Source organism: Dickeya sp. MK7, from assembly GCF_000406305.1.
In the GTDB taxonomy this organism is placed as follows: Bacteria; Pseudomonadota; Gammaproteobacteria; order Enterobacterales; family Enterobacteriaceae; genus Dickeya; species Dickeya fangzhongdai.
In genome coordinates this window covers 1,736,974-1,753,927 of the sequence record NZ_CM001984.1, presented here as the reverse complement: position 1 = coordinate 1,753,927, position 16,954 = coordinate 1,736,974, and the positions used below count along the sequence as shown (strand labels likewise).

Genomic DNA, 16,954 nt, shown 5'->3' with positions numbered 1-16,954 from the left:
GCTTATCCCAACACCGACGACACCAGCAACTGGGTGTAAGGGTGATGAGGATCATCCAGCACCCGGTCGGTCAGGCCGCTTTCCACTACCCTGCCCTCGCGCATCACCAACAGCCGGTGCGCCAGCAGACGCGCCACGCCGAGGTCATGGGTCACGATCACCACCGCCAGACCGAGGTCGCGCACCAGCGTGCGCAGCAGATCCAGCAATCGCGCCTGCACCGACACATCCAGCCCGCCGGTAGGTTCATCCATGAACACCAGCTTCGGATGGGTCACCAGATTGCGGGCGATCTGCAACCGCTGCTGCATCCCGCCGGAAAAGGTGGTGGGCAGGTCGTCGAGCCGGGACAGCGGGATCTCCACATCCTGCAGCCACTGACCGGCCTGACGACGAATATCGCCATAGTGACGGGCGCCGACCGCCATCAGCCGTTCGCCGATGTTGCCGCCCGCCGACACGCGGGGACGCAGGCCATCCAGCGGATGCTGATGCACCACGCCCCACTCGGTGCGCAGCAGGCGGCGGCGATCGCTTTCGCTCATGGCGTACAGCGAGCGGCCCTGGTAGTCAATCTGCCCGGCCTGCGGCGTCAGCCGGGCGGAAATCGCCCGCAGCAACGTGGTCTTGCCGGAACCGGACTCGCCGACGATGCCCAGCACTTCGCCGGGGTACAGATCGAACGACACCTCGCTGAACCCCTTGCCGGGCGCGTACAGGTGGGTCAGGTTGCGTACCTGCAACAGCGGCGTCTCGTCGTCGCGGCCAGCGGGGGCGCCCGCAACCGGCACGACAGCCTGATCCACGCCAGCCTGATTAATGTGATTCATGGTGCCCGGCCTCCTGACGCTCGCGGCAATAATCGGTATCGGAACAGACGAACAAGCGAGTGCCCTGATCGTCCATCACCACCTCGTCGAGATAACTGTCGTGCGAACCGCACAGTGCGCAGGGCTGGTCCCAGCGCTGAACGCTGAACGGGTGGTCGTCAAAATCGAGGCTTTCCACCCGGGTATAGGGCGGCAGGGCGTAAATGCGCTTCTCGCGCCCGGCGCCGAACAGTTGCAGCGCCGGCATCATGTGCATCTTCGGATTGTCGAATTTCGGGATCGGCGACGGGTCCATGATGTAGCGGTCGTTCACCTTGACCGGGTAAGCGTAGGTGGTGGCGATGTGGCCGAAGCGGGCGATGTCTTCGTACAGCTTCACCTGCATGATGCCGTACTCCTCCAGCGCGTGCATTTTGCGTGTTTCCGTCTCACGCGGCTCGATAAAGCGCAGCGGTTCGGGGATCGGCACCTGATAAATCAGGATTTGGTCTTCGCGCAGCGGCGTTTCCGGGATGCGGTGCCGGGTCTGGATCAGCGTGGCGTCTACCGTACGTTCGGTGACGGCGGCTTCGCTGACCCGCTGGAAGAAACGGCGGATCGACACCGCGTTGGTGGTGTCGTCGGCCCCCTGATCGATGACTTTCAGCACGTCGTCATCGCCGATCAGGCTGGCGGTCAGTTGTATGCCGCCGGTGCCCCAGCCGTAGGGCATCGGCATTTCCCGCCCGCCAAACGGCACCTGATAACCGGGGATCGCCACCGCTTTGAGGATGGCGCGCCGAATCGTGCGTTTACTCTGTTCGTCCAGATAACCGGGGTTATATCCGCTCAGCGTGTTCATCGCGCTCCTCCTGCGGTGACTGGCGCAACTGGCGCAGCAGCGCCAGTTCGGCCTGAAAGTCGACGTAATGCGGCAACTTGAGGTGGGAGACGAAACCGGCCGCCTCGACATTGTCCGCGTGCGACAGCACAAACTCTTCGTCCTGCGCCGGGCTGCCGACCGGCTCCTGATAGGCCGGCGCCTGCAATGCCCGGTCCACCAGCGCCATCGCCATCGCCTTGCGCTCGGCGCGGCCAAACACCAGCCCGTAGCCGCGGGTAAAGTGCGGCGGCTCATCCTCCGGCACGGTAAAACCGTTGACCATCTCGCATTCGGTCAACAGGATGTCGCCGATTTCCAGCGCAAAGCCCAGTTCTTCCGGCTCGATCTCCACCGTGACATAACCGGTGCGAATCTCGCCGGCGAACGGATGGGTGCGGCCGTAACCACGCTGGGTGGAATAGCCCAGCGCCAGCAGGAAACCTTCGTCGCCGCGCGCCAGTTGCTGTAACCGGGCGCTGCGCGGCATCGGGTAGGCGGGCGGATCGCGGGTGATATCCAGCGGCTCGCCGCCGTCGTCATGTTCGGCCGCCGCCAGCCCTTCCGCCGTCATCATGGCGAACATGTGCGGGCAGTGGTCCGCCAGCGGTTCCTGCGCCTTTGGCGCGAGCGGCGGCTCGCCTTCCGCCAGCAGGACAAAATCCAGCAGCCGGTGGGTATAGTCATAAGTGGGGCCAAGCACCTGCCCGCCGGGCAGATCCTTGTACACCGCCGAAATACGCCGCTCCAGCTGCATGCGGCCGGTATCCAACGGCAGGCTGTCCGCCAGCCGCGGCAGCGTGGTGCGGTAGGCGCGCAGCAGAAAAATCGCCTCCACCAGGTCGCCGCTGGCCTGCTTGATCGCCAGCGCCGCCAGTTCCCGGTCGTAAATACCGCCTTCGGTCATCACCCGATCCACCGCCAGCCCCAGTTGCTGTTCAATCTGCGCCGCCTGCACCTCTGGGAGCCGGGTGTCGCCGCGCCGCAGGTTAGCCTGTAACTGATGAGCGGCCTCAATGGCTTTTTCGCCCCCTTTCACCGCGACATACATCAGCACACCTCCACATGCGTAGTGCGCGGCAGCGCCATCAGCGTGCCGCCGCAGGTAAAAATGAAGTCCAGCCCGGCGGGAAACGGATGCGGGCGCTGTTCCAGATAATCCCGCACGCTGGTGGGCAGCTGCGGCGCAATCATGCGCGCTTCGGCAATCCCCGGACCAGTCAGGCGCAAGGCGCGTCCGCCGCCCAGCGCGGGCACCTCCAGCACCAGCGTGACGCTGTTTTCCGGTGCCATCTCGTCGCCGGCGGTAAAGCCGTCCAGCGACAGTTCCCGGCTGACCGGCAACAGCGCGAACGCCGCCGCCTCGCGTTCCACCAGCTTCACGCCGGTGTGAAACCGCAGGTTGGTCAACAACGTCTCCTGCGACAACGCCGGGTCCAGCCACAGCGGCGTTTCGCGGTCCATCAGCGTCAGCGCCACCGCGGTGGCGGACGGCGATAAGCCATCCCAGCCGATATCGTGATTCAGCGACACCACCACGCCCGGTTCGCTCATCGCTTTAAGAATGCGGCGAAAGGCGTACTGCGCATCGCGCCAGGGATGGGAAAATCCTGCCAGTAGCGTCATGTGTTATCTCCTCGCACCAGCGTAAAGAAATCGACCTTGCTGCTGGCGATTTCCCGCGCCCGTTGCTGACGCAGCTCGTCACGGGTAGCGGCCAGCGGCACGATCAGGTGTTGGTAGAGCGCGCTTTGCGTCCCCTGTTGTTGCAGCAGGGCGTCGATTAACGCGCACAGTTCGGCGTGAGGCTTGTTACGGCCGGTGACGTAGCTGTAGCCGCAGGTACCGTCTTCCAACCGCACCACCGCGCGGGTGACGGTGACATCACCCAGCACGAAGCGATTGCCGGTAGCGCCGATACGCGCCTGCAAACGAGCCAGCCCGGTTTCAGGCGCCCGTAGCGTTTGCCAGACCGGATGCAGACTCAGCGGTTGCCAGTGGCGCCGCAGTTGATCCGGGTCGCTGTGCGCCAGTACCGACAGCCAGCGTTGCCTTGCGGTTTGGGTTGCCATTCAGTGCTCCATTGTCAGTTCGATCATGTCGGCGCGCGCCAGACTGACGGAGTACTCCGCCACCCGGCCGCTGCCGCTACAGATATTGAGCGTGCGAATGCACATCAGCGGGGTTTGCCGCGCCACTTCCAGCAATTGTGCTTCTTTCGCCTGCGACGCCCGGGCGCTGATGCGGGTCTGGCGACGGGTCAGGGATTGCTGTAGTTCGCGGGCCAGAAAATCGTGCAGCGAGCCGCTGGTGAAACGCTGTAACGACGGCCACCATTTCAATTCCGGCAGGTAGTGATCGATCACCGATACCGGCACGCCGTTGACCCGACGCAGGGTGCGCAGGTGGATCACTTCATCGCCCTCTTCCCGCCCCAGCGCCGCCGCCACCTCGGCGTTGGCCGGGCGCAACACCGCCAGCAACCGCTCGCTGGTGGGATGGCTGCCCTGCTCCAGCAAGTTCTGGCTGAAACGCGCCTGCGCATGCAGCGGATAGTCATAGGGACGCATCAGCACCAGAATGCCGACGCCATGCCGACGCTGTACCAACCCTTTGTTGACCAGTTCGTCCACCGCTCGCCGCAGCGTATGGCGATTAACCTCGTAGTGCGCCGCCAGTTGCTGCTCGGACGGCAGATAGTCGCCGCAGCGGTAGACGGTGCGCAGTTCTTCTTCCAGCCGGGCGGCGATGGCCTGATACACAGTGGTAGGATGTCTAGATATCATGTCCATAAAAAAACTCCTGCTCGCAGGGAGCCTTTCCGGGCGGACATTCGCTCACGGATCGGTTAGCCACGAAGCGCGACCGGAGTGCTGCCAGCGGGCAACGCGGTACATCGCTTCAATCAGGGGGATTGGCGATTATGTTGGCAAAGCTGTGTGACAGACTGGCGAAGCGTGGATGACGAAATAGTGAAGGAAAAAGGACAGGTGGTGAGGCGGAGAGACTTGAAAAAAATCGGTAATAGAGGAAAAAGACTTACTCTTTCTATTAACTCATAAACGAATGTTTTATATCCCTATTGTATTTTCACTACAATTACCATCAAGCAGCAAAAATAAAATAAAATCATACCACCTGAGAAATTCACATTGAAATAAAATTCATTTAGAAATAACATCTCTAGGAATAAAAAACAACAACTCAATCAATAAGGATGTTAATTATGTCTCATGTTATTTATCTAACCTTAGAGGGTGACCAACAGGGGTTAATATCATCCGGGTGCTCAACACATGACTCGATTGGAAATAGATATCAATCTGGACATGAAAATCAAATTCAGGTTCTGGGACTTAACCACGCAATTACCAGAGAACAAAACATTGCTCACCATCCAATACAACTCATTAAGCCGATTGATAAATCCTCACCTTTGCTGGGTGTATCGATAACGTCCAATGAGTCCCTCACAGCGACATTCTTTTTCTATAGAACAAATATAGCGGGACAATTAGAAGTATTTTATGAAATTAAGCTCGCAGATGCCAGAATTGTTGATGTATCTTCAACCTATCCTCACTCTATCAACAACAACGATGCCATTCCATATGAGAAGATCCTACTAAAATATAAATCAATTTCATGGTCACACAAAACAGCCGGGACTTCGGGATATAGCATATGGAATGAAAATCCCCTTTAAGATCAAGCCAGGTGTTACAATCACACCTGGTTATTTTCTATACCAAACGCAAGTCAAAACCATTGCAGTGAATCCTAATGTTAACCGCCCCCAAATATCTGGAAAGAACTCTAATGTGATAACAGAACACATTACGATAAGAATAACAGGGATAACGCCCCATAAAATATCACTAGCGAGCCCCATTAAAAACTTAATAATATACCTAATCACATCAATCACCATTTGATAAATCTAACAATGTTAAAGCCGCTTCCTCGTCCGTTCTGATTTTCTTTATGCGATTTATATGTTTGGAAAAAGCTGGTTCAACAACGAAATAAACCATTTCCAACCTCTCAGAGTATAGAGCCCAATAAAATTCCGGGAACTCTCGCTTTAGTCTATCTGCGGATACAGAAGCATGTTCGACATTTCCATATAATGTAAATGCAAAAATAGATATATTAGAAAACGACTGAAGTCTTCTTCTGACTACCATATTGAAGTAGAGCTGCTCTGATAAAACTTTAGCTATAGAATATGCAATCGCCGTTTTTGTCACACCAGTAAATATAAACTTAGATGTATGTTTTAGTAAAATCTTATATACCGCATCAAAATCTCTATTCTTTAAAATCTCATTGACATATAATTCTGTTATTCTAAATATAGCATTACCTTCTTTTACAACCCTCCATATGTTCTTAGCCATCCGGGTATCTTCAACGTTGATTTTTTCATTCACATCTTCATAGCCTTCAAAAAAAACAGAAGTTCTCCAGATGAGCCTCTTAGCACCAACCTCGATTGTTTCAACGGTATCCTTTGCAATATCACTCAATGCTTTTCCTGTATGATCAGCATTCAATGCCAAGTTTTTTTCGGCTTCTAACTTCTGCTGTAAGTACCGATCCATGTAATTCATTACTGTAATCCCTGTTAATGTCAGTTGTTGAGCTTCCCGAGATTTAAAAGCATTAACTCTAAATTTTATAGTAAAAACCATGTAATTACCACTATTATAACTACACCATTGTAACATCAGTTAATACTATAAATCACGTTTGATATTTTTATTTGAAACAGTTTTCTTTATCTCTCCCAATATAAGTGAATAAAATGCAGAAAATCAGCAACAGCACATCAAGCATCGTCATGATCTTTTGCCTGTTACCGTGGCAGGTTACGTTAGCGAATACCGTTCATTTTCCTGATGACGTGCAACGTTTTTTAGATAACGCGGAGGAATGCCAATATTTCTCCGGAGAGTGGGACAGCGCGCTGCCTAAATCACGCCAGCGGGGCATTGAGCGGAAAGTGGATAAATACTGCAAGCCGGCGAAAAAGCAGCAGAACGAACTCAGACATAAGTACAAAGGAAATCAGCAGATAGCAGACAAACTCAGCGAATATGATTTTTAATTTCGCTTCAATACCCGACAGATTTGCCAAAAAAAAGCCAGTCGAATAATCAGACTGGCTTAACGTATCGGCTCAGCACCGGGCTGAACGCATAAGGGTGGGTGTTCACTGGAGTGCGAGTTCCTTATTGATAGGTTTGGGTTTGGCGTCATCCACACCGGTTGCCCGTAGCCTCGCCAGCGCTCGTTCCGCCTCCTGCAGTACGTGCTGACATTGTTCGTGGGTGATGGTCAACGGTGGTTCGATGCGAATCGACTTGGCGTTGTTCAGCGTGCCCGCCACCAGCACCCGGCGCTGGAACAGTTCGCTGGCAAAGGCATAGCCAATCGCGTTTTCTTTAAATTCAATTGCCTGCAACAGCCCTTTACCGCGCGCTTCCACGATCAGGTCCGGGTACGCCGCCGCCAGCCGTTGCAGCCCGGCCAGCAAAAACGCCCCCTGACGCGCCGCCTGCTCCGCCAGATTGTCGCGCAACAGCACGTTGACCGTCGCCAGCGCCGCCGCGCAGGCCAGCGGGTTGCCGCCAAACGTGGTGGTATGCAGGAACGGGTTGTCAAACAGCACCGAAAACACCTCTTCGGTGGCGACCGTCGCGCCAATCGGCATTACGCCGCCGCCGAGCGCCTTGGCCAGACAGAGGATATCCGGCTGTACGCCATAGTGCTCGCAGGCGAACATCTTGCCGGTGCGCCCCATGCCGGTCTGCACTTCATCCAGAATCAGCAACGCGCCAATTTCATCGCACAAGGCGCGAACGGAGGGCAGATACTGCTCGGGCGGCACGATTACCCCGCCTTCGCCCTGAATCGGCTCCAGAATCACCGCGGCGATGCCTTCGCCGTTGCGCTGACACTGTTCGACTTTCTGCCGCATAGCCTGAATATCGCCAAACGCCACGTGGTGGAAATCCGGCAATAACGGCATGAACGGGCGACGGAACACCGGCTTGGCGGTAGCGGACAACGCCCCCAGCGACTTGCCGTGGAACGCGCCGTGGGTGGCGATGAAGCTGAACTTGCCGCGCGGAGACTGATAGGCTTTCGCCAGCTTCAGCGCCGCTTCCACCGACTCGGTACCGCTGTTGCTAAAGAAGCTGTACTTCAGCTTGCCGGGCGTGATGGCCGCCAGCGTTTTCGCCAGCATGGCGCGCAGCGGGTCCAGCAGTTCCTGGCTGTGCAGCGGCTGTTTGGACAGCTGTTTTTCCACCGCCGCCACCACCGTAGGGTTACGATGACCGACGTTGAAAATGCCATAGCCGCCAAGACAGTCGAGGTATTCATTGCCCTGCGTATCAAGCAGCGTGTTGGGGCCGCTGGCGCGCCATTCTACCGCACCGTAGCTGCCACCGGAGGTGACGGATTTTCTGTACTCCAGAAAACCGGGATTGACGTATTCACGAAAAGCGTTAAGGGTTTCATGGTTGAGCGCCGCCATCGCGTCGGCGGATAGGGTATCGCTCATAATCAAGTCAAGGGCCTGCTGAGAACACTCTAGCGGGTTAAGATGTGACAGTGGTCTGGACAAAATGAGCTCCTTGGGGGTGAGGTATCACGTGATACCAATTTAAGTAATGCATATAACGCACCACTTGCCCACCCGATTTGGAAATCACGATTTCCTCCTGCCATTGTCTATTTTTGAAACACTTTATAAACAAAATAATATATTTCGTATCACCCCCTGCCGTTAGCAGCCTTATAAAGAGCAAAAAACGCTCAAAAAACAAGGCGGACGCACTATTGCTGTGCAATCCGCCCCAGCACCGGGCACTTTTTCGTCACCGGTCCATACTCGTCATACCGTCAATGACGGATCATGACGTGCCGCACCACGGTGTAATCCTCCAGACCGTAGACAGACATGTCCTTGCCGTAGCCGGACAGCTTCTGGCCGCCGTGCGGCATCTCGCTCACCAGCATAAAGTGGGTATTGACCCAGGTGCAGCCGTATTCCAGGCAGGCGGCGACGCGATGGGCGCGACCGATGTCGCGGGTCCACACCGAGGACGCCAGCCCGTAGCGTGAGTCGTTAGCCCACGCCACCACCTGCGCTTCGTCGTCAAACGGCGTAATGGAGATGACCGGGCCAAACACTTCCCGCTGGACGATTTCGTCCTCCTGCCGGGCATCCGCCAGAACCGTGGGCTGAAAATAGTAACCGCCGCCGGGCACCCGCTCCCCGCCGGTGATCAGCCGAATATGTGATTGCGCGCGGGCGCGATCGACAAAACCGGCGACCCGCTCCAGTTGCTCGGCGGTAATCAGCGGCCCCAGTTCGGTGGCAGGGGCGTCGGGCGCGCCAATCTTCAGGGTAGCGACCGCTTCGCCCAGCTTCGTCACCAGTTGTTCATACACCGGGCGCTGCACATACAGGCGGCAGGCGGCGGTGCAATCCTGCCCGGCGTTGTAAAAACCGAAACTGCGAATACCATCCACCACCTGCTCCAGGTCGGCATCGTCAAACACAATCACCGGCGCCTTGCCGCCCAGTTCCATGTGGGTGCGTTTTACGCTGGCCGCCGCATTACCGATGATATGCGAACCGGTGGCGATCGAACCGGTCAGCGATACCATGCGCACCCGCTCGTGGCCGGTCAGCGCATCACCGATTTCTCGTCCCTGTCCGAACAAAATATTGACCACGCCCGGTGGGAACAGGTCGGCCAGCAGGCTGGCCAGATACAGCGTCGTCAGCGGCGTTTGCTCCGCCGGCTTCAGCACCGCGCAGTTCCCCGCCGCCAGCGCCGGGGCCAGCTTCCACGCCGCCATCATCAGCGGATAATTCCAGGGGGCGATAGAGGCGACGACGCCGACCGGATCGCGGCGAATCATTGAAGTATGCCCTTCCAGATACTCGCCTGCCGCCGAACCGTTCAGGCAGCGCGCCGCCCCCGCGAAGAAGCGGAACACGTCCGCCACCGCCGGAATTTCATCATTCAGCGCCGCGTGATAGGGTTTGCCGCAGTTTAGCGACTCCAGCCGGGCCAGCGTTTCGCCGTGCGCCTCAATCAAGTCCGCCAGTTTCAGCAGCAGCGCGGCGCGTGTTTTCGGCGTGGTCTGCCCCCAATGGGCAAACGCGGCGTCCGCCGCCATCACCGCGGCATCCACCTGTGTCAGGTCCGCCTGCGCAATGGCGGCGATGGCTTCGCCGGTCGCCGGGTTGTATACCGTGTAAGGCTCCCCTTTGCCCGACACCCGTTTTCCGTCAATCAACATGTCAGTCAGTAAATTGTCGTGCATACCCTGTCCCTCGAAGCGATAGCTGTAGACGTACCGTAGCGGTTGTATTGCGAAACACTCGTGTAAAAGACCTCTGTGCCAAATAGTGCAAAATAGTGCAAAATACCTGCCATCTTCACGGCGACGATGCGTGCGCCGCTGAAAAACCGCATTTACCCTACTTCAGGCGTAGCTGAACCCTTCAAGCGTAGCTGAGAGATTGCAAAGAGAGCGTGACCGGGAAACAACATCAATAACATCAGACGGGCGCGATTAGAGCATCGCCCAACTTAACGGCAGCGTAGGGTTGGAAACCCCGAGCGCGACACTCGACGGTAAATGGAAAGTCAGCCAGAACAGAACGCCGGAAGACCGACAGGGGGTGATTGATGGGTTGCAACGTGCGAACGGCTGTCCGGCGATGGTCGAATGGGTCGACGCCTGCGGGGCAAAATGAATGCTGACCTGTCATTCCCGTTTCAACGGGCTTTAGTCTGCCCCCGCACTGATGCGTGACGCACGCTTAATAGATAAAAACACGCATGACGGTTTTATTTTAATAACCAGAAAAACTATTAATCGTTCTTCGTCATATTCATTTTACCCACAAATGAAATAATGTGATGCCATCGGTAGATTTATAAAATAACACGCTCAGAACCGCCGTGAATTATTATCATTTATTCCCGACCACTTCCATACTCGGTTGACATTAAAAAATAGAGTGATAGCGAAGAATTGTATTTATAGAAAATTCTTTAAAATCAACACATTGAAATAATAATTTATTATTGCCACATTTTTAAAACGATGTTCATTTTCACCCTACTCACTTTACTGGAGCAAAAACACAACCATAAAAAAACACCAGCACAACAAAAACAAAACACTTATCAAAACAAACCGCTGCAATAATAAAACCAATGAAACAAATTCACGACAACTCATCTTTATTAAGAATTATAAAATTAATCTTATAATTAATAAACTAAAAAAATCAGACGTTTTTTATTCTCGCCGCGCATCCCGTTAATTCGCCATCAGGGAAAGAAACAGTTGGAATAGTAGATTTAGATCAAGAAAAAACAGACGGAATAATCTCTATAGTACCCATGACGACAGTAATCCAATCTCAATTAATTAACTCGTCATTTTGAGCAATGGGGAATCTATGGACTTTATCATTCAACTTATCATAGTCCTGATCTGCCTGTTTTACGGCGCGCGAAAAGGTGGTATCGCGCTCGGATTATTAGGGGGTATCGGACTCGTCATTCTGGTTTTCATTTTTAAACTGGAACCTGGGAAACCGCCGGTCGACGTGATGCTGGTCATCATTTCCGTGGTGGCCGCTTCTGCTACGTTGCAAGCCTCCGGCGGGCTGGATGTGATGCTGCAGGTGGCGGAAAAAATGCTGCGACGCAACCCGAAATATGTGTCGATCATTGCGCCGTTCGTGACCTGTACGCTGACTATTCTGTGCGGCACCGGCCACGTGGTGTATACCATTCTGCCGATTATTTACGACGTCGCCATCAAGAACAACATCCGTCCGGAACGGCCGATGGCCGCCAGTTCGATCGGCGCGCAGATGGGGATCATCGCCAGCCCGGTATCGGTAGCGGTGGTGTCGCTGGTCGCTATGCTGGGTAAATTCACCTTCCACGGCAAACACCTTGAATTCCTGGACTTACTGGCAATCACGATTCCCTCTACCCTGTTGGGTATTCTGGCCATCGGGATTTTCAGTTGGTTCAGGGGTAAAGACCTGGACAAGGACCCGGAATTCCAGAAATTCATTTCCGTACCGGAAAACCGCGAATACGTTTACGGCGACACCGCCACCCTGCTGGACCGCAAACTGCCGCGCAGCAACTGGGTCGCCATGTGGATCTTCCTTGCCACTATCGCTGCGGTAGCACTGCTGGGCGCGGTGGAAAGCCTGCGTCCGTCCTTCGGCGGTAAACCGCTGTCGATGGTGCTGGTGATTCAGATGTTCATGCTGCTGTCCGGCGCCGTCATCATCATCGCCACCAAAACCAATCCGGGGTCGATTTCGAAAAACGAAGTGTTCCGCTCTGGGATGATCGCGATTGTCGCGGTGTACGGCATCGCCTGGATGGCCGAAACCATGTTCGGCGCGCACCTGACGCAAATCAAGGATACGCTGGGCTCGCTGGTGAAAGAGTATCCGTGGGCGTATGCGCTGATCCTGCTGCTGGTGTCCAAGTTCGTCAACTCGCAAGCCGCTGCGCTGGCCGCAATCGTGCCGGTAGCGTTGGCGATTGGCGTTGACCCGGCGTACATCGTGGCGTCCGCGCCGGCTTGCTACGGTTACTACATTCTGCCGACCTACCCCAGCGATCTGGCCGCCATCCAGTTCGACCGCTCCGGTACCACCCACATCGGCCGGTTTGTGATTAACCACAGCTTCATCCTGCCCGGTCTGATTGGCGTCAGCACCTCCTGCGTGTTCGGCTGGGTGTTCGCCGCCATGTACGGGTATTACTGAGTTATCCCGCTGCGCCGGGCACATCGGCGCAGCGGACGTTTCTCCCTCCAACCGCCCGTTCGGTCCCAGCCGTCGGGCGGTTTCTCGTTACAGGTCCGCCTGTTCCCGCCACAGCGCGACACAGCGCCGGGCCAGCGCCTCGGTGCTGTCGATACTGCGCGCCAGCCAGCGCGACTGCGCTGCCGCCAGCCCGGGCGCCACTTCAGTGCAGGCCAAAATCAGCTGGGTGGCGCCGCGTGCAGCCAATCGATCGGCCAGTTGCCCGAACAGCGCTCCGCCCGCCGCGACTTCGCCACGTTTCACCGCATAACAACCCGGCACGAACAGATTATCCATCTCCTGCTCGTCGGGCAGCACCGTTTCGATATCCAACGCCGCCAGCCGCTGCTGATACCAGCCCGCCGCCAGCGTACCGTGGGTGGCGATGACCCCCACCCGCGGCGACGGCGTGCCGGCCAACGCCAGCTGCGTCTGCGCCAGCGTAGCGTCGGCAATGTGCAACACCGGCGCGCGGCTGGCCGAGCGCAGTTCATCAAACCAGTGATGCGCGGTATTGCAGGGAATGATCAGGTGACTGACGTCCAGCCGGTTGAGATGTTCAATACCGTCCAGCAAGGCGGGCAGCGGCGACTCGCCAATCCCGGCCAGCGCCCGCTGGCGATCCGGAATCTGCGGCACATTCCATACCGCCATCGGTACATGTTGCTGGTCGCGCTGCGCAGGCGTGGCGGCGATGATTTTCTGCAACAGATCGACGGTGGCGAGCGGCCCCATCCCGCCCAGCACCCCGATCAGAAAACGCGTCGGCATCACCAGCCTTCCTGCTGCTCGAACGCCTGACGGTAACCAAACAGTCCCGCCGCTCCGCCGGTGTGAATAAACAGCACGGTGTCGTCTTTACCAAACTGCCCTTTACGCACCAGATCGATCAGCCCGGCCAGCGCCTTGCCGGAATAGACCGGGTCCAGCAAAATCCCTTCCAGCTGCGCCGCCAGTTTCAGGGCTTCCAGCGTCCCGGCGGTGGGGATGCCGTATCCCTGCCCGACGTAATCACTGTTGACCTGAACAGCTTCGCGCGGCACCTCGCCCGCCAGCCCCAGTTTCTGCCAGGTGCGCTGCGCCAGTAGCCAGACATTCTCTTCCTGCTTCGCCTTCGGCGCCCGCACGCTGATACCCAGCACCGGAATGCCGCTGTTGCTGGCGGTCAGCCCGGTAACCAGCCCCGCCTGAGTGCCGGTGCTGCCGGTGGCGTGCACAATATGATCGATGCGCAGCCGCTGCTGGCTGGACTGATACAACAGTTCTTCGGCGCAGGCGACATACCCCAACGCGCCGGTCGGGCTGGAGCCGCCGCCGGGGATCACATAAGGCCGATGGCCTTGTTCGCGCAACGTCGCCGCCAGCGCTTCCATCGCCTGCTGCATGTCGGTGCCGGCCGGCAGGTGATCGACAATTTCGCCGCCCAGCAACTTGTCCAGCAACACGTTGCCAGAGCGCTGGTAATCAATGCCGTAATCCTCGACCCGCTTTTCCAGCAGAACCTGAGTCTTCAGCCCCAGCTTCGCCGCCGCGGCGATGGTTTGGCGCACATGGTTGGACTGGGTGGCGCCCTGAGTGATGATAATGTCGGCGTCCTGTTGCAACGCTTCCGCCAGCAGAAACTCCAGTTTGCGGGTTTTGTTGCCGCCGGTCGCCAGCCCGGTGGCGTCATCGCGTTTGATATAAATCGTCGGGCCGCCGAGATAAGCCGATAAACGCGGCAGCGGTTCCAGCGGCGTGGGAAAATGGCCCAGCGACAAACGGGGAAAACGGGCGAGATGCATATTCTTCTCCTTGGGAAATAATCAATATGTTTTAATCATCTCGTGTTTCATCTTATTTCAGCCACGATAATGAACTGACGAAAAAATAAAAACGTGTTGCAGAGAGCGTCATGAAATAAGGAAAAACGCAGGATGATAAAAGTAATAAAAATAAGCGCGGCGCACAGATTGGCCGCCGGATCAGGCCACCTGGCGTTCCAGCTCGGTTAATTGCCGCCAACTGGTGTCGTCGACGAAAATACCGTTCGCCAGCCGCTGGCGATACGCCTGCTGTTCCGGATCGCCGGGCAGCAGCAATCCGCCGTCGGGCCGCGACTGACGCACCCAATCCAGCAACGCCGGGATTTCCTGTTGATAGCTGGCCGCGCCGCCCAGCCGCTCCGGGTCGATCAGTATCGACAGCATGCTGTTGATGATCTGCTTACCCTGACCCGTGGCGGTGCGCTCCGTCGCCCCGCCGGTCAGCGCCGCGCCAAGCAGCGAGCACACCAGCGCCAGACCGGAACCTTTATGCTGGCCGAACGCCAGCAGCGCGCCGAACGGCTCTTCCATCAGCCAGCGCGGGTCCACCGATGGCTGGCCCTGATTGTCGACAATCTGTCCCGACGGCAATGACCGGCCTTCGTTCCAAGCGATGCGCGCCTTGTTGCCGGCAATCACACTGGTGGCGAAATCGAGAATCACCGGCGAACCGCCTTCTACCGGGATCCCGGCGCAGAACGGATTGGTGCCGAAACGCGGTTGCTGTCCCTGCCAGGGCATGACGATCGGGCGGGTGTAGACATTGGCGAAATGCAGCGACACCAGCCCCGCTTGCGCCGCCTGTTCCGCCCAGGCGCCGATGCGCCCGAGATGGTGCGCGTCCGCCAGGCTGAGTACCGCCACGCCCTGCTGTTTCGCACGTTTAATCCCCTGAGCGATCGCCTGCCGGGCCACCACCTGGCCGAAGCCATGCTGCCCAGAAAACGCCAGCATCGGCCCGGCGTCAAGCGTCTTTTCCGCCTGCGCATGCGGTGCCAGCCCGCCTTCGCGAATCGCGGCGATATAGCGCGGCAACATGCTGACGCCGTGAGAATCATGGCCTTTCAGGCTGGATTCCACCAGATTATCCGCCACCAGACCGGCCACCTCCGCGTTCACCTCCGCCTCGTTCAGGCGTTCGCGCAAATAATGACGTAAATAATCGTGAGAAAAGACAGGCATGCTCCGGGTCCCCGTAAATCAGAAAGGTTTTACTATAATCCTCGCGGAAACCGGGGTAAGTGAATAATACGGGAAACCATAGCAATATTATTGCTTAGCAGAATATCGACCCTACTTAGCAAAAATAACTATAAATAGAATTTAAATAACTTATTTCCAAATAAGCTTTGCCGTCGGGGATTATAAAAATAGCATGCGAAAATTATCTCGTTAGAAATGAAAAAATGATCGCCGACTTTTATTAATTAAATAATTAACTGACTGTGAGACTATACCGATGGCGCCAGTGGAAATGCAATTCATAGCAATAAACAGGGTTGTAGAAATAAACCGGGTCGTAAAAATAAATCGAGCTGAAAACACGACCGGGCAGAATACATCCTCCAGCCACGTCAAACGCGGTTGGCTACTGGCACTGATGCTCGCGCTGGGTGCGGCGCCGCTGGCGGCACAGGCGGAGGGCAGCCTCAGCATCGCCCAGCAGTTCGGCATCGGCTACCTGATTCTGGATGTGGTGCGCGACCAGCAGTTGATTGAGAAACACGGTAAACAGCAAGGGCTGGACATCAAGGTCGACTGGCGCACGCTGTCCGGCGCCACCGCGATCAACGAGGCGTTGCTGTCCGGCGCGCTGGATGTGGCGTCCGCCGGGGTGCCGCCGATGCTGACTCTGTGGGACCGCACGTTGGGCAAACAGAATGTGCGCGCCATCGCCTCGCTGGGGTCGATGCCGAACTATCTGCTGAGCAATAACCCGGCGGTGAAAACCCTGCGCGACCTGAGTGACCGCGACCGTATCGCCACCCCTGCCGCCGGTGTCGGCTTTCAGTCGCGCACGTTGCAGATTGAAACCGCCAAACTGTTCGGCGACGGCGACTACAAACGCTTCGACAATATTACCGTCAGCCTGCCGCACCCGGACGCCAACGCGGCGCTGATCGCCGGCGGGTCGGAAATCACCGCCCATTTTTCCAGCCCGCCGTTCCAGTATCAGGCGCTGGAACACCCGAACGTGCACAAGATTCTGAGTTCCTATGACGTGCTGGGCGGGCCGGGCACCTTCAACGTGCTCTACACCACCCAGAAATTCCACGATGAAAACCCGAAAACCTACCGCGCCTTTTACGACGCGCTGAAAGAGGCGTCCGACATTATCAACGCCAACAAGGCCGCCGCCGCTGAAACCTATATCCGGGTGGAAAACTCGCGCCTGCCGCTACCGCTGGTCAAACGCATCGTCGAAGACCCGGAGGTGAACTTCACCATCGTGCCGCAACGAACGTCGGTATACGCCGAAAAACTGCAACAGCTTGGCGTACTGAAAAACAAGGCCGCGTCATGGAAAGACTACTTCTTCAATGAAATCCACGATCAGCCGGGCAGTTAACTATCCGGCTAC

Annotated in this window: 16 protein-coding genes; 4 read left to right on the top strand and 12 right to left on the bottom strand. The window is 56.7% G+C overall.

Annotation, left to right across the window (positions count from 1 at the left end; translation table 11 throughout):
• Nucleotides 1-2 precede the first annotated feature (2 nt).
• Genes phnK through phnF form a run of 6 tightly spaced genes read right to left on the bottom strand, consistent with a single transcriptional unit; the run spans nucleotide 3 to nucleotide 4,481 of the window.
• Nucleotides 3-830, bottom strand: coding sequence for a phosphonate C-P lyase system protein PhnK (gene phnK / locus DXXMK7_RS07630; protein WP_231348854.1), 828 nt, complete (start codon nucleotides 828-830; stop codon nucleotides 3-5).
• Nucleotides 817-1,671 (bottom strand): alpha-D-ribose 1-methylphosphonate 5-phosphate C-P-lyase PhnJ, encoded by an 855-nt coding sequence (locus DXXMK7_RS07625; protein WP_038918559.1) that lies wholly within the window; start codon nucleotides 1,669-1,671, stop codon nucleotides 817-819. Before DXXMK7_RS07625 ends, phnK begins: the two co-directional genes overlap by 14 nt.
• A complete protein-coding gene (locus tag DXXMK7_RS07620; protein WP_038918558.1) occupies nucleotides 1,649-2,740 on the bottom strand; it encodes a carbon-phosphorus lyase complex subunit PhnI in 1,092 nt (363 codons plus the stop codon). Before DXXMK7_RS07620 ends, DXXMK7_RS07625 begins: the two co-directional genes overlap by 23 nt.
• On the bottom strand, nucleotides 2,740-3,315 hold the full coding sequence (gene phnH, locus DXXMK7_RS07615; RefSeq protein WP_038918557.1) for a phosphonate C-P lyase system protein PhnH: 576 nt from the start codon (nucleotides 3,313-3,315) through the stop codon (nucleotides 2,740-2,742). The genes DXXMK7_RS07620 and phnH overlap by 1 nt, the downstream gene beginning before the upstream one ends.
• Nucleotides 3,312-3,761: a phosphonate C-P lyase system protein PhnG gene (phnG, locus tag DXXMK7_RS07610; protein WP_038918556.1), complete on the bottom strand. Its 450-nt coding sequence runs from the start codon at nucleotides 3,759-3,761 to the stop codon at nucleotides 3,312-3,314. The genes phnH and phnG overlap by 4 nt, the downstream gene beginning before the upstream one ends.
• Nucleotides 3,762-4,481: a phosphonate metabolism transcriptional regulator PhnF gene (gene phnF / locus DXXMK7_RS07605; RefSeq protein WP_038918555.1), complete on the bottom strand. Its 720-nt coding sequence runs from the start codon at nucleotides 4,479-4,481 to the stop codon at nucleotides 3,762-3,764.
• A gap of 434 nt (nucleotides 4,482-4,915) precedes the next feature.
• On the opposite strand from phnF, the gene DXXMK7_RS21805 reads away from it, so the two are divergent.
• Nucleotides 4,916-5,395 (top strand): Hcp family type VI secretion system effector, encoded by a 480-nt coding sequence (locus DXXMK7_RS21805; RefSeq protein ID WP_071605189.1) that lies wholly within the window; start codon nucleotides 4,916-4,918, stop codon nucleotides 5,393-5,395.
• A gap of 214 nt (nucleotides 5,396-5,609) precedes the next feature.
• Here the strand turns inward: DXXMK7_RS21805 and DXXMK7_RS07595 are convergent, their stop codons facing one another.
• On the bottom strand, nucleotides 5,610-6,302 hold the full coding sequence (locus DXXMK7_RS07595) for a hypothetical protein (protein ID WP_038918553.1): 693 nt from the start codon (nucleotides 6,300-6,302) through the stop codon (nucleotides 5,610-5,612).
• A gap of 194 nt (nucleotides 6,303-6,496) precedes the next feature.
• Here DXXMK7_RS07595 and DXXMK7_RS07590 point away from each other — a divergent pair, with 194 nt between their 5' ends.
• Entirely contained in the window at nucleotides 6,497-6,799 is a 303-nt protein-coding gene (locus DXXMK7_RS07590) for a hypothetical protein (protein WP_082202624.1), read from the top strand.
• Between the two features lie 105 nt (nucleotides 6,800-6,904).
• Here the strand turns inward: DXXMK7_RS07590 and ygjG are convergent, their stop codons facing one another.
• Together ygjG and patD are read right to left on the bottom strand one after the other, a co-directional pair.
• A complete protein-coding gene (gene ygjG, locus DXXMK7_RS07585) occupies nucleotides 6,905-8,323 on the bottom strand; it encodes a putrescine aminotransferase (RefSeq protein WP_038918552.1) in 1,419 nt (472 codons plus the stop codon).
• Nucleotides 8,324-8,601: 278 nt separating this feature from the next.
• Nucleotides 8,602-10,038 (bottom strand): aminobutyraldehyde dehydrogenase, encoded by a 1,437-nt coding sequence (patD, locus tag DXXMK7_RS07580; RefSeq protein ID WP_038918551.1) that lies wholly within the window; start codon nucleotides 10,036-10,038, stop codon nucleotides 8,602-8,604.
• Between the two features lie 1,150 nt (nucleotides 10,039-11,188).
• On the opposite strand from patD, the gene DXXMK7_RS07575 reads away from it, so the two are divergent.
• Nucleotides 11,189-12,529: an anaerobic C4-dicarboxylate transporter gene (locus DXXMK7_RS07575; RefSeq protein WP_038918550.1), complete on the top strand. Its 1,341-nt coding sequence runs from the start codon at nucleotides 11,189-11,191 to the stop codon at nucleotides 12,527-12,529.
• An 87-nt stretch (nucleotides 12,530-12,616) separates the two neighbouring features.
• On the opposite strand, the gene DXXMK7_RS07570 is transcribed toward DXXMK7_RS07575, so the two are convergent.
• From DXXMK7_RS07570 to DXXMK7_RS07560, 3 genes are all read right to left on the bottom strand, one after another.
• Nucleotides 12,617-13,339, bottom strand: a complete 723-nt coding sequence (locus DXXMK7_RS07570; RefSeq protein ID WP_038918549.1) for an aspartate/glutamate racemase family protein — start codon at nucleotides 13,337-13,339, stop codon at nucleotides 12,617-12,619.
• The gene (locus DXXMK7_RS07565) at nucleotides 13,339-14,352 is read right to left on the bottom strand and encodes a D-cysteine desulfhydrase (RefSeq protein ID WP_038918548.1); all 1,014 of its coding nucleotides are present in this window, start codon (nucleotides 14,350-14,352) and stop codon (nucleotides 13,339-13,341) included. The genes DXXMK7_RS07570 and DXXMK7_RS07565 overlap by 1 nt, the downstream gene beginning before the upstream one ends.
• A gap of 180 nt (nucleotides 14,353-14,532) precedes the next feature.
• Nucleotides 14,533-15,555, bottom strand: coding sequence for a malate/lactate/ureidoglycolate dehydrogenase (locus DXXMK7_RS07560; protein ID WP_038918546.1), 1,023 nt, complete (start codon nucleotides 15,553-15,555; stop codon nucleotides 14,533-14,535).
• A 418-nt stretch (nucleotides 15,556-15,973) separates the two neighbouring features.
• On the opposite strand from DXXMK7_RS07560, the gene DXXMK7_RS07555 reads away from it, so the two are divergent.
• Nucleotides 15,974-16,942, top strand: a complete 969-nt coding sequence (locus tag DXXMK7_RS07555) for an ABC transporter substrate-binding protein (protein WP_049842417.1) — start codon at nucleotides 15,974-15,976, stop codon at nucleotides 16,940-16,942.
• Nucleotides 16,943-16,954 lie beyond the last annotated feature (12 nt).